Source organism: Limnothrix sp. CMB-01, assembly GCF_055193175.1.
Genome location: NZ_CM143720.1, coordinates 3,172,075 through 3,185,620, shown reverse-complemented (window position 1 = coordinate 3,185,620; position 13,546 = coordinate 3,172,075). Strand labels below are relative to the sequence as shown.

General features: G+C 55.0%; 11 protein-coding genes. 10 read left to right on the top strand and 1 reads right to left on the bottom strand.

Annotated elements, in window-relative coordinates; genetic code table 11:
- Window positions 1-199 precede the first annotated feature (199 nt).
- From ACZA91_RS13270 to hpsU, 10 genes are all read left to right on the top strand, one after another.
- Window positions 200-1,225 carry a circadian clock protein KaiA gene (locus ACZA91_RS13270; RefSeq protein WP_463182635.1) on the top strand — a complete coding sequence of 342 codons (1,026 nt, stop codon included), beginning with the start codon at window positions 200-202 and terminating at the stop codon, window positions 1,223-1,225.
- Between the two features lie 645 nt (window positions 1,226-1,870).
- A complete protein-coding gene (gene kaiB, locus ACZA91_RS13265; RefSeq protein WP_099532183.1) occupies window positions 1,871-2,185 on the top strand; it encodes a circadian clock protein KaiB in 315 nt (104 codons plus the stop codon).
- Between the two features lie 25 nt (window positions 2,186-2,210).
- Window positions 2,211-2,354, top strand: a complete 144-nt coding sequence (locus ACZA91_RS13260; RefSeq protein ID WP_463182633.1) for a hypothetical protein — start codon at window positions 2,211-2,213, stop codon at window positions 2,352-2,354.
- Between the two features lie 271 nt (window positions 2,355-2,625).
- Window positions 2,626-4,140 carry a circadian clock protein KaiC gene (kaiC, locus tag ACZA91_RS13255; protein WP_099532182.1) on the top strand — a complete coding sequence of 505 codons (1,515 nt, stop codon included), beginning with the start codon at window positions 2,626-2,628 and terminating at the stop codon, window positions 4,138-4,140.
- Window positions 4,141-4,348: 208 nt separating this feature from the next.
- Window positions 4,349-5,437, top strand: coding sequence for a S1 family peptidase (locus ACZA91_RS13250; RefSeq protein ID WP_199291642.1), 1,089 nt, complete (start codon window positions 4,349-4,351; stop codon window positions 5,435-5,437).
- Between the two features lie 332 nt (window positions 5,438-5,769).
- Window positions 5,770-7,458 carry an iron uptake porin gene (locus ACZA91_RS13245; protein ID WP_463182630.1) on the top strand — a complete coding sequence of 563 codons (1,689 nt, stop codon included), beginning with the start codon at window positions 5,770-5,772 and terminating at the stop codon, window positions 7,456-7,458.
- A 577-nt stretch (window positions 7,459-8,035) separates the two neighbouring features.
- Window positions 8,036-9,241: a glycosyltransferase gene (locus ACZA91_RS13240; protein ID WP_463182628.1), complete on the top strand. Its 1,206-nt coding sequence runs from the start codon at window positions 8,036-8,038 to the stop codon at window positions 9,239-9,241.
- A 199-nt stretch (window positions 9,242-9,440) separates the two neighbouring features.
- Window positions 9,441-10,538: a glycosyltransferase family 2 protein gene (locus tag ACZA91_RS13235; RefSeq protein ID WP_463182624.1), complete on the top strand. Its 1,098-nt coding sequence runs from the start codon at window positions 9,441-9,443 to the stop codon at window positions 10,536-10,538.
- Window positions 10,539-10,665: 127 nt separating this feature from the next.
- Window positions 10,666-11,631, top strand: coding sequence for a glycosyltransferase family 2 protein (locus tag ACZA91_RS13230; protein ID WP_463182621.1), 966 nt, complete (start codon window positions 10,666-10,668; stop codon window positions 11,629-11,631).
- A 10-nt stretch (window positions 11,632-11,641) separates the two neighbouring features.
- Complete coding sequence (gene hpsU, locus ACZA91_RS13225; protein ID WP_099532177.1) at window positions 11,642-12,307, top strand: hormogonium polysaccharide biosynthesis acetyltransferase HpsU; 666 nt, start codon at window positions 11,642-11,644, stop codon at window positions 12,305-12,307.
- 64 nt (window positions 12,308-12,371) lie between these two features.
- On the opposite strand, the gene ACZA91_RS13220 is transcribed toward hpsU, so the two are convergent.
- Window positions 12,372-13,466 (bottom strand): DUF1611 domain-containing protein, encoded by a 1,095-nt coding sequence (locus ACZA91_RS13220; protein WP_463182618.1) that lies wholly within the window; start codon window positions 13,464-13,466, stop codon window positions 12,372-12,374.
- Window positions 13,467-13,546 lie beyond the last annotated feature (80 nt).

Sequence of the window (13,546 nt, the reverse complement as noted above, 5' to 3'; positions counted from 1 at the left end):
TCCTACTGATCCCAATCATTCGATCTCCCTATTTTGATTTCTTATATTGGTGACAGTAAAAAATTATTAAAAATCATTCCCGATCGCGCCCCCAGCAACCCTCAAGATCGCCATTAATCGGCAAAACCCACTAGGATAGAGCCACTTCAAGCTCAAGATAGCAAAGCCCCTTTTTGTTTAACCCCATTCTGCGAAAATCGTGCGATATTACTTAGAAATTACTGCGCTCACAAACTCATCAGAGAGCACTGAAGTCCTATGCAAAATCCTTGATACTGCTCGTTATCAAACGCAATACCACGAAACTTTAGAATCATTTTTGGCTGCCATTCAGCAAAACCAGCAGGAAATTGATTGTCTCATTATTCAAGAGGATCCACTGCTTGAGCAAACCATTGAGCAGCTCTCTACCGCTAACATCATTCTTCCGGCAGTTATTTGGTGTTCCCGATCGCAGAATTTACCCAAAAAACCCTGGATTTATCATGCGGCTGAAGTAATCGCCTCAGAGCAAGACCTCGAAATCTTCCGCCGATCCATCGATCGCGCCATCAACAATTTCCTATACCTAACGCCAATCAGCTCCAACCTTGGTCAGACAAACGTTGCCCCCGCATCTGCCGTCCCTAGTAATGCAGTGAACCTGCTTGAGCAACAGAAACGACTGACAGACAAACTCAAAGAGCGCTTAGGATATTTAGGTGTGTATTACAAGCGCGAACCCAAACTTTTTCTCAGAAACCTGCCCGCCGAAGACAGGCACGCTCTCCTACAGGAATTGAGAAGCGAATATCGCGAAATTGTCTTGGCCTATTTTGCAGAGGATGGAACCGTCAATATGCGGGTCGATCGCTTTGTAGAGCAGGCTTTCTTTGCGGATATGTCTGTTTCTCAAATTGTAGAAATTCACATGGAGTTGATGGATGCCCTTGCCACTCAACTCAAGCTGGAAGGACGCAGTGAAGAAATTCTTCTAGACTATCGGCTCACGCTCATTGATATCATTGCCCACCTGTGCGAGATGTACCGACGCTCCATCCCTCGCGAGGGATGGGCCCTAATTGATCATCTAACAACACAGCGCTTGCGAATTATGCGAATCAAATTATGCGAATTAATAGATCTGTGCATCGAACAATCATCAAACAATTTTGGGCAAAGGGCGAAAACGCGGCTAGCCACTTGCAATCACTCTTGTAATTCATTTTTAAATTACTGCTTTTAGATCACGCTCAGAAATAATTTTTACGTCATTTTTTAATCAAATTATCATTGATCTTCGTCAAGAATGAAGGCTTCATAGATTAATTGATTCAAATCAGGAAACTTAAGAATATTTTCTGATTACCATTTGACAATCGGGTTATTATATTAAATAAAATCAAGTTCCATGATCTTTGGGCTATTGTTCGTTTACAAGTTGGCCAAGAGCTGCTCCAGAAGTTCTAAGATTAATGCTTTGATTTTTCTGGTTTCTCCCGGTCAATCGTTGTCGTCGCAGTTGGCATCGAGCCATTTTCGCGTTCCTTCTCACGTTCTGAGTGCAGGTGACCCTATCCGGTTCAAGAGTCAATTTGACCAGTAAGTACAAGCTGTCAACAGAAGATTTCGGCATATTTCGACCAAACTACCATCAAGCTGCCATCAGACTGCCATTGATGAACTGAATTTTGAGGATGATGACTGGAGCGTGGTCTGCTCGATAACAGATTGGGAGTAAGTTTTCCCCAGCCCTTGGGGAGAGTCCTGTGATTGGCATGGATCTGATTCCGGTTTTAGGGACTCCGGTGACCTTGCATTCTCAACGGGTCTTGTATTTACCCAAATTCCCGTGGACAGAACTTCCTAAACTCAACTCGTTGTATTGCTTATGAGTCCCCTCAAAAAAACCTACGTTCTCAAGTTATACGTAGCAGGAAATACTCCCCATTCAGTCCGTGCCCTGAAAACCCTGAAGAATATTTTGGAAGATGAGTTTCAAGGGGTTTATGCGCTGAAGGTCATCGATGTGCTAAAAAATCCCCAACTTGCTGAGGAGGATAAGATTTTAGCCACCCCAACCCTTGCAAAAATTCTGCCCCCGCCAGTGCGGAAAATTATTGGCGATTTGTCCGATCGCGAGCGGGTGTTGATTGGCCTCGACCTGCTCTATGAAGAATTGGCGGATGATGAGGCTGAATACTAGAATCAGTAGGGTTTTGCGATGGATCGTGGGATGCTGTTTAGACTCCGAGGCGATCGGGAACGGCAAAACCAACCCCCAAATGCCCGGCGGGTGGGTTCGCTCCGGTGCATCGGTTGCATCGGTGTGCTGCGATCGCGGGCCCCACACCCCGATCGACTGCCCCATCTAGCCCCAATCAGGTTCGATCCCTGTTGCGTTTAGCATTGTGCTCGGTATCATGCTCGGCAATTGAGCCTCTCCATTTGGCAATCTGGATCTGCCCCTTGGTGATGGTTAACCCCCAGGGGCCATGCCCGATCGGGTTAGGGGCCCCAATCCTCAGACACCATTTCCATTCCCTGGCTTTCCATTCCCTGGCATTTCCTTGGCACTGATGGCTGAATGACTGGCTACTCCGATAGCGTTGATTCCTTAGGAAACAGATATAAACAGATATCACTATGACCGGTGTTCAAAAAATTCGGACGATGATTGAGGGCTTTGACGACATTAGCCATGGCGGGCTGCCTGTCGGTCGAGCAACACTCGTAAGCGGAACATCTGGTACTGGGAAAACGCTAATTGCGATCCAGTTTCTTTATAACGGAATTGTTTATTTTGACGAGCCGGGCATCTTTGTCACCTTTGAGGAATCGCCCGCCGACATTATCAAGAACGCGGGCAGTTTTGGTTGGAATTTGCAACAGTTGGTCGATTCGGGAAAGCTGTTTATTTTGGATGCTTCCCCGGATCCAGAAGGGCAAGATATTGTTGGCAATTTTGACCTGTCAGCCCTGATTGAGCGCATTCAATACGCCATCCGGAAATACAAGGCCAAGCGGGTTTCGATCGACTCAATCACCGCCGTTTTTCAGCAGTATGATGCGGCTTCGGTGGTGCGTCGGGAAATCTTTCGATTGGTGGCCCGCCTGAAGCAAGTGGGCGTGACCACCATCATGACCACGGAGCGAGAGCGGGAATATGGCCCCGTGGCGCGGTTTGGGGTTGAGGAATTTGTGTCGGATAACGTGGCGATCGTCCGCAACGTGCTGGAGGGGGAACGCCGTCGCCGCACGATCGAAATTCTGAAGCTGCGGGGCACAACCCACATGAAGGGAGAATATCCCTTCACCATCACCAACCAAGGAATTAGCATTTTCCCGCTGGGGGCCATGCGCCTCACTCAGCGATCGTCCAACGCGCGGGTATCGTCCGGGGTGCTCACCCTCGACTCCATGTGTGGCGGCGGCTTCTTCAAGGATTCGATTATTTTGGCCACAGGCGCAACCGGTACGGGCAAAACCCTGCTGGTTAGTAAATTCATTGAAGACGCTTGCCAAAATGGCGAACGCGCCATCCTCTTTGCCTACGAAGAATCGCGGGCCCAACTCTCTCGAAATGCCTATTCCTGGGGCATTGATTTTGAGGATTTGGAAAGCCGTGGATTGCTCAAAATTCTCTGCGCCTATCCGGAGTCAGCGGGCTTGGAAGATCACTTGCAGATCATCAAGTCTGAGATTGCTGAGTTTAAACCCTCCCGCATCGCGATCGACTCCCTTTCAGCCCTGGCGCGGGGGGTCAGCAACAACGCTTTCCGCCAATTCGTGATTGGGGTGACGGGCTTCGCCAAGCAAGAAGAAATCACCGGTTTCTTCACGAACACCACCGACCAGTTTATGGGATCCCACGCCATCACCGATTCCCATATTTCCACCATCACCGACACCATTTTGATGTTGCAGTATGTGGAAATTCGTGGGGAAATGTGCCGGGCCATTAACGTGTTCAAAATGCGAGGCTCGGAACACGATAAGGGCATTCGCGAGTACACCATCAGTCGCAACGGCCCAGAAATTCGCGACTCGTTCCGCAACTACGAAAAAATCATCAGCGGTTCCCCTTCGCGGGTCAGCGTGGACGAAAAAACGGAACTGTCGCGGATTATGCGCGGGGTTCAGGAAAAGTCCACAGACTAACCAATAGACTAATAAATCCAGGACGAGACCCACTCAGAATTAACAGAGTTCAACTCAGAGTCAACAGGATTAAGCATCAGGATTCACGGAATTAAACGGAATTAAGCAGACGAATGCAGGGCAAGATCTGGCAACCTGAAACTTTTTGCCAGACTCCTGACTCCTGTAGCCTAGGGGGGAAAGAGGCTCTAGATGATTGAGCCGAATTATGGGCTGCTTTATCGCATCACTGTTTGTCACACTGACCCAGCAAGGGCGGCGGTGGTTGCACCATCGCTGTGTTCGCTGGTGGCTGTGGGTGGGGGCGGCGATGATTGTGGCCACGATTCCCGCTTGGGCTGTGCAGGCGTTGACGTTGGATCAGGTGGATGCGATCGCCTCGCAAGTCACGGTGGTGATTGCCCAGGGGCTGCAAAAGGGAGACATTGAACAGCGCCAGGAATGGAATCCGGGGTCGGGGGTGCTGGTGGCCCGGGAGGGGCAAACCTACTACGCCCTAACGGCGCTGCATGTGGTGCGGACGCGGGGCACGGTCTATGGGGTGCGCACCAGCGATGGTGAGGTGCATTTCATTGATGACGAAAGTGATCCGAGCAATATCATTCCCCTGGGCAATGAACAGGATGAAATGGGTTCCGCGATCGCGGGGATGGATTTGGCCCTGGTGCGTTTCACCAGCAATCTGGATTATCCCGTGGCGGTGATGGGCAATTCCCGGCGGATGGGGCGGGGCGATCGGGTGGTGGTGTCTGGCTGGCCCAATCCCGAGGACGACAGCGCCCGCCGTGAACGGATTTCCAGCTCTGGGGCCTTGGTGGCCATTTCCCCCAGTCCCTTAAGCGATGGGGGCTATAGCGTGCTCTACGACAACCTGACTCGGCGGGGAATGAGCGGCGGCCCGGTGCTGAATGGGGATGGGGAGTTGGTGGGGATTCACGGCCGCGGTCGGGGTGACTCGAATGGTTGCAACCAAGGGTTGCTGGGGGTGGATGCTTCGGGGAATGATTTGGGGCGATCGCTCGGTCAAGCCTTGGAAGGAAACACCGATGCGAGCTGTGGGATGCAAACGGTACATTTTCTGAGTGCGGCGGAGGCGGCCCGCATCGTGTTGGCCTATGAGGATCCGCCCGTGGATGAGCAGTTGATTGCACGCGGCTTGGCTCAAAAGCCCAAGGCAGACACGGTGGAGGACATCTACGCGGCGTTTACCTTTGATGTGCGATCGCTCCTGCGCGATCAACCGTCGGGGGGGTGCGGCAGCGTGCTGTTAGGTGATCCTTGCGATCGACCTTTCTAGGCTCAACTTCCGCGCGAAATCGTCCTGAAGGAATGGGCCTGTGATAGTTTCGATCCGAAATCCATACCCGAGTGAAAGCCCCTGGGGTTAATCAACGGTTGGTTAGGGATTGCAGCAGGGGCGATCTGCCTGTGGTGTGTAAAGGGAGTCTGGGCAGGATGACGGCAGCAGCAGCGTTAGCAGCAGAAACAGATTCAGAAGCGGAAACCAAGGCGGCGACGGCCATTCCGCAGCCCAACATGCACCCATTAGGGCATCCATCAAGGCATCAATCAGGGCATCCATCAAGGCATGAACACCCAGTGCATGAACACCCAGTGCATGAACACCCAGTGCATGAACACTTGATCGAGGCCATCACCCCTTCAGGGCGATCGCAACGGGCAGACGGGAACCGGTGGGTTACTGGATTCCTGTTCAGGGCCATGGTGGGATCGGCCTTGGGATCATCCCTATTGGGAGCCTTGGGAGTGCTGGTGGGACTGGTGGCGGGAGCCAGCGGAGTTGCGGCCCAAACCCTGGAGCCGATCGAACCTGTGGGAACTGAGCTGAGCGCCCCCGAAGCCGAGATCCCCGCTCAAGCCCAGGTCACCTCCGTTTCTGCCCTCAGCGATGTGCAACCCACCGATTGGGCATTCCAGGCCCTGCAATCCCTGGTGGAGCGCTACGGCTGTTTGGCGGGCTATCCCGATGGACTGTTTCGGGGCGATCAGCCTTTGGGCCGGTTTGAGTTTGCCGCCGGTTTAGCCGCTTGCTTAGAGGCGATTCAAACCCAGCTCGATCGAGCCACCGATGCCGCAGTGCAACGGGACGACCTGGCCGCCCTGGGCCGCCTGCAAACGGAATTTCGATCGGAACTGGAGCAGCTCACGGGACGAGTCAACCGCCTGGAGGCCACCACCACCCGCCTGGAAAGTCAGCGCTTTAGCCCCACCCTGTTGATGGGGGGCGAAACGATTTTTGGTCTGTCGGCGGCCGCGGGCGACAATCCGCCCGGTGACAACGAAAATCCCGCCACCTTTGCCCACTTGACCCGCTTGCAATTTGTCACCTCCTTCACGGGGAAGGATCGGCTGCGGCTGCAACTGGCCACGGGCAACCTGGGCAACAACGGCTATGCCAGTCGCCAATCCTTGGGCACGGATATGGCCCGCCTTTCGTTCCAAACGGATTTGGACAACAACATCCAGTTAGACCTGTTGGATTATCGATTTGCGGCCTGGGGCGATCGGGTGGTTTTGACCCTGCGGCCCGTCGGCTTTGACCTCAGCAGCGTCCTCACGGCCAACTCGCCCTTTTTTGACACCGGCCGCGGGGCCATTTCTCGGTTCGCGGAAGGCAGCCCCCTGTTTAAGCTGGCGGCCCTGGATGGGGGTGTTGGGGCGGATTGGCTGCTGTGGGAGCGGGGGCGGCTGCAATTTGCCTACGGCGCAGGCAACAGCGCTCGACCGGATCAGGGCATCTTTGGGAGCGATCGCAGCGCTTGGGGGGTGCAACTGCTGACCAAACCGGCGGCCACCTTGCTCACGGGCATCGCCTACATCAACGCCTACGACGATCGGGGCTATCTCAACACCTTCACCGGCAGCCTCAACGCCGACCTGTCCGGCAAGCTCGATTCCCCGGCCCAAATCCACGGCCTCAGCGGCACATTGCAATGGCGGCTATCGGAAGCTCTCACCCTGGCGGCCTGGGGAGGCTGGGTTTGGACAAATTACATCGATCGGGAAGCCACGGCCTTGTCCAACACCTATGCGGTGTCCTTAGCCTGGTCAGATCCCTTTGGCCGCGAGGGCGATCTTTGGGCCTTTTTGGTGGGTCAGCCCCTGCGCTTGGTGAAAGGCACGGGCGATGTGGAAGACGATTCGGGCCAGGGAATGCACCTGGAAACCTTCTATCGGTTTAAGGTGGGCGATCGAATTTCCATCACTCCCGGTGTTTTCGTGGTCACCCAAGCGGAACATGAGGCCGATCGCGGGGCGATCGTGGTGGGAACTATCCGCACCACATTTCGATTCTGATCATTTAAGTCGTCTTGGCCAGGCCCGTTCAAGCATCACCTCAGAATCGGGCAACCGCCCAGCCTTGGGTTACGGGCCTGCGTATAGGTATGCAAATTAACCGGATTCCCACGGAAAAACCCTGGGTAAATTGATAGGGGACAGTTGAGATCGGCAGATTCATTCAGGTGCAATCCCGATTCAATTTCCCTAGCACAGGCCCACAGAACCACGAACAACACCACCAGCAGTGGCAGTCCCGAGCGGAATCGGAGACATTGGAAATGCAGACTACCGTTAACAGGTTCAGTGACCGGGGCTAATCATCCAGTTCCGTCGCTTAGTCATGCATGATCAGTCGTGCGCTATTTAGACCAAGCCCTAGGTTGTGTCACGCATGATTTGGGTCGCGCATAATTTGGGTCGCACATTACTGGGGTCACGGTCACACATTATGTGGTCACTCAATATGACCAATCATTGTGGGGTCACGCCTTTTCAAGCCATGCACTGTGGGGCCATGCATTCATTGAGTTCTGCATTAGCTATGCCATTGAGCGATCGAGTCGTGAGTAGGATTCTGGGTGGTTGATTCGTCATGCAGCACGTTCCATCAAAACCCATTTCGGCTAAGCCACGGTCTCGATCGGCGCGGGGCAGTCAGTGGGATGCATTCGTTTTCCTTGAGGTGTTCGACAACGAGGGCGGCATCCAAACCTATAACCAAAATTTGTTGACGGCCTACGCCTGTGTGGCGGAACCGAACCGCCGCGGCCGGGCCTGGATTTTGCGCGATCGCCCCATGGCTAAACCCCCGATCGGGGAAGGGCGTTTGGAATTTAACTGTTTTGGTGGGGCCAAGTCCCGGGCGATCGGGCGGTTGCAAATGCTGGCCAGCCTGGCCTGGAATCTGTGGATTGCGCCACCGCGCCAAGTGTTTTGTGGCCACATCAACCTCGTTCAGGCGATCGCCTGGATTTGCCAGATTCGGCGCATTCCCTACACGGTGCTGACCCACGGCAAGGAAGTTTGGGATCCCCTCTCGCCTCCGGCTCGCCGGGCTTTGCAGCGGGCCGATGCCCTTTGGATTGTTAGTCGCTATTCCCGCGATCGCGCCAGTCAGGCCAACCAGCTCAATCCCGATCGGGTGGATCTGATGCCCTGTCCGGTGGATGGCACGGTGTTTCGACCGGGGCTCAAACCACCGGAACTGTTGACGCAGTATGGCCTAGCCGATTGCAAAGTGCTGATGACCGTGGCGCGGCTCTGGCCGGGCGATCGCTACAAAGGGGTGGATGTGACCATTCGGGCCCTGCCACTGATTGCCCGAGCCGTGCCCAACGTGAAATATCTGGTGATTGGTCGCGGCGAAGATCGCCCGCGATTAGAAGCCCTGGCCTGTGAGATGGGCGTGGGCGATCGGGTCGTGTTTGCGGGTTTTGTGCCCACGGAGGCCCTGCCGGACTTTTACCGAGCCGCCGACCTCTACGTCATGCCCTCCCAAGAGGGATTTGGTATTGCTTATCTGGAAGCCATGGCCACGGGCGTACCGGTTATTTCCGGCGATGACGACGGTTCCGCCGACCCCTTGCAGGATGGTCGATTGGGGTGGCGGGTTCCCCACCGGGATTCGGAGGCCGTGGCCCGCGCCGCCATTGCTGCCTTGACGACCAGGGGCGATCGCCGTTGTGATGGGGCATGGCTGCGGCAAGAGGCCCTTGGCCTGTTTGGGGTGGATGCCTTTCGCGATCGCCTGCACCAGCTCTTGAACCGCAGTCCACAACGCGGCCCTCGCAAACCCTAGGTTCAGGGAATCCTCGAATCCTCAATCGCGCAATTTTCGATCGCCCCATTTTTAATCTCGCAATCTCTTGATCGCCTGATCGGCCCATTTCGATCGCCCAATTCCTAAATCTCCGAAATCTCTGAACCCTGGATTCGCCCCATTTTTCGATCTTCAAGCCCTCGACTTCCCCAATCTTTCGATTCCCCAATGTTGTGCTATGGGCGCTTTATCCCCGGAACCTCTCCCCACTGAGTCGCCAGCTTCAGAAACCCCAACTCCAGCCAGCCAAACTCCAGCCAGCCAAACCCCAAACTCAGCAACACCAGACTCACCCTCTCCAAACGCCCAAACTTCCGAGTTCCCAGGCCCAGAAACCAACGCGCGGGAACCCTTAATTTCTGCGATCATTTGCACCCACAATCGAGCGGAGTATCTGGGCGGGGCGATCGATAGTCTGCTGAGCCAAGATTGCGGTGCAACGCTCCCCTACGAAATTGTGGTGGTGGACAATGCTTCCACCGATCGCACGCGGGAAGTGGTGGAAGCACGCCTGATTCACCCCCGATTGCGCTACGTTTACGAGTCGATCACAGGCTTGTCTGTGGCCCGCAACGCCGGAGCCAAGGCCGCCCGCAGTCATTTGCTCGCCTATTTGGACGACGACGCAGAAGCCAGCCCCCAATGGTTACGGATGCTCTACGAAGCATTTGCCCAAAACGATCGCCTGGCCATTGCCGGAGGGCGCGTTACCCTGCTGTGGCCCCCGGGGCGATCGCGCCCGCGCTGGCTTTCCGATGGCATGACTGAACCCTTGGGGGCCTATGATTTGGGCGATCAACCGATCATCATTCACAATCCGGGACAAACGCCGCGCGGCTTGAATTATGCAATTCGCCGGTCTTTTCTCGATCGGGTGGGCGGTTTTGACCCCAGCCTAGGGCGCGTGGGGAAAAAACTGCTGTCGAACGAAGAACTAATGATGACCGAACGGGCGATCGAGCTGAACTGGCAAGTGGGCTACATTCCCGCTGCCCATGCCGCCCACAACGTTGCCCCAGAGCGATTGAGTCCCCGGTGGTTTTTAAATCGCGCCTGGTGGCAAGGCATCAGCGAGTGCTATCGCGAACAACTGGCCGGGCGGGCGGGTTTGCGTCAGTTTGGCTTGGCGGGCGATCGGTTCCTGCGGGGCCTCTGGAAAGCCCTCCGCCACTGGCGAGATCCTGCCATTCGTTTTGACAACCTGGTCTATGCCTATGGTCAGTTGGGCTACCTGTGGGCCGTTCTTCGCACCCTCATGGGTCGTCAGGCATTATAGGCTTGGCCCCGTGATCATCGTCGATGTTCCCGTTCCCAATCACCCCTAAAATTCGCTCGATTCGGCTTCGTTTTTCGCTAAATTCCCCCTGTCTCCGCCATCCGCTGCTGTCTCACCCCCCTTCAGCATGACCATTCATCCGCAACAAATCACCAGCAACACGGTTCCCGTTTCCGTGCTCATTCCGGCCAAAAACGAAGAGGCCAACCTGCCCGCCTGTCTCGAAAGCGTGGCTCGGGCCGACGAAATTTTTGTGGTGGATTCCCAAAGCGACGATCGCAGCGTTGAAATTTGCGAAAGCTACGGCGCAACCATCGTGCAATTTCAGTTCAATGGTCGCTGGCCCAAAAAGAAAAATTGGTCGCTGGAGAATCTGCCCTTTCGGAATGAATGGGTTTTGATTGTGGATTGCGATGAGCGAATTACCCCGGAGCTATGGGACGAAATTGCTGAGGCGATCGCCCGTCCCGGTTTCGCAGGCTACTATCTCAACCGCCGCGTCTTTTTCCTAGGGAAATGGATTCGCTATGGGGGTAAATATCCCGATTGGAATCTGCGATTGTTTAAGCATCAATCGGGGCGCTACGAAAACCTGGGAACCGAAGAAATTCGCAACACGGGAGACAACGAGGTTCATGAGCATGTTTTGATCAACCCAAGCCATGGCCAAGTGGGCTATCTCAAGGAAGACATGCTGCATATTGACTTCCGGGATATTTACCAATGGCTAGCTCGCCACAATCGCTATTCCAATTGGGAAGCCCAGGTCTATTTAAACCTATTAGAAGGGCGCGGCAAAGATGGAACCTTGAAGGGCAATCTGTTTGGAAATGCCGTGGAACGGAAGCGGGCCCTGAAGCGGCTGTGGGTACGGTTGCCCATGAAACCCTTCATTCGATTTGTGCTGTTTTATATTATTCGGTTGGGATTTTTGGATGGTTATCCCGGTTATGTGTATGGCCGATTGCTGAGTCAGTATGAGTTTCAAATTGGGGTTAAGCTCTATGAATTGCGCAAGTCAGGCGGGCAGTTAAACCAACAGCAACAACCCAAATCCAGTCCCCGATCGGCTTCGTCGTCAATCCATTCCTGAGGCATCGCCTATGACTGTGCCCCATAATTTTGAGCGGGCAACCCAATCCTATGCCCACCACGATCGGGTGAATCCTGTGGTGACCGATGAGCCAGCTTGGTTTGATCTCAGTCGCTATGATCAATCTTGGTTTGATCGGGGGCGGCCCGGCTGGTTTATTTTGTTGTGGTGGTTCATTCAAGGTACTTTGTTTCCCCTCTCTCCCCACCCAGCCAATGGGTTTCGCTGTTGGTTATTGCGCTGTTTTGGGGCAAAGATTGGTAAGCGCGTGGTGATTCGATCGAGCGCTCGATTTACCTATCCTTGGAAAGTAAAAATTGGTGATTGGTCTTGGGTTGGCGATCAGGTCACGTTCTATAGTCTCGATCGCATTGAAGTGGGTTCCCACTGCATCATTTCCCAAGGCAGTTATCTTTGCACCGGCAGTCATGATATTCGCGATCGCGCCTTTGGGTTGTTGGTGGAACCGGTGGTGATTGGTAATGGCACTTGGGTCGCAACGGACTGTTTTGTGGCTCCCGGCGTGAGCATTGGCGCAAACAGCATCATCGGCGCAAGAAGCACAGTACTGATGAATATTCCCGCTCGATCGATCGCTTGGGGAAATCCTTGCAAACCTCAACGATCGCGATCGCTTGATCGGGACCAGTCATCCTCCACAATTCCATCCCAATAGGCACTGATTAATTGAGATTAATTGAGATTAATCAATATCAATCGACACCCAATCACCCAGCGGATCAGGTTTGCTGAGTGAACGAATCAACACCCATCGAAGCCAGCAGTAATTCTGCCCCGTAACGCACCGGATCCGTACAGGGGCGATCGGTCAAGGCCGCCACCCGATCGCACTCGGCCCTTGCTTCCGCATCCGACAGGTGAGCCGTGTTTAGGGCGATCGCTGCTACAGGCGCTGCTGCATAGGTTCCGGCTGCTCGTGCCACCGCTTCGTAAAGGGCCACCACGTCCGGTAATGGCGGAATCGGGCAATGGGGCAAATCTCGCAAATGAGCTTGACCAGCCCGATGCACCAAAATTAAATGGGTGGGCTGCGATCCCCGCAACAACGGCAAGGTGGCCGTTGATCCCGGGTGCAGCAACGATCCCTGGCCCTCGATCGCCAACAGATCCCCCTCACCTAAGCCCCCCGCGTCTTGGGCCGCCTGCAACAGGGCCCGCTCCACCGCCCCCGCCGCAAAATCCACCCGCACCGCATCCAGGGCCACCCCCTGCCCGGCAATCATCAACCCCGCTTGACCCGTGCCCACAAAATGCGCTTGTCGGCCCTGGCGGCGGGCTGCTCGGCACAGCTCCAAGGTGGTGGACATCTTCCCGATCGCCATATCTGTACCCACGGTTAAAACCCGCACCCCCGGCAGCAACCGCGCCAACCCCGACCCGATCGTCAGGCCCGTTGGTTCCACCCGCACATCCCAAATCCATTGCCCCGGCTGTTGGCAAGCCACCCAATCGGGCGCTTGACTGAGGGGACGATGCAGACCATTCACCAGGGAAACCCCAGCCCGCAGCGCCTCCTTCAGTTCCGTTTCCCATTCGATCGGCAAAATTCCCCCTGAAGGCGCAATCCCAATCAGCAACGTATCGACCCCTAGGGCGATCGCCTCCTGCGCACTGGCCACCACGGGAACCGGGCGATCGATCCCCGTTAAAGCAACCAGACTGGCACCGGCCGCATCGCGATCGATCACCGCCACCACCTCCGCCGCGCTGTAGCGCAAGAAGGCGAGCCCCGTTTTGCCCCGTGGGCCCCGCAGTCCCTCATGCAACAAAACCCCTACCCGTCGCCCCGCCAAGCGCGGATTCAGAAAGTCCATTGATATTTCTCAACTACGGATGCTTGGACTGGTTTACTGAACTGGTCTACTGGCTTGGTTTTTCTAAACCAGCATGTTGA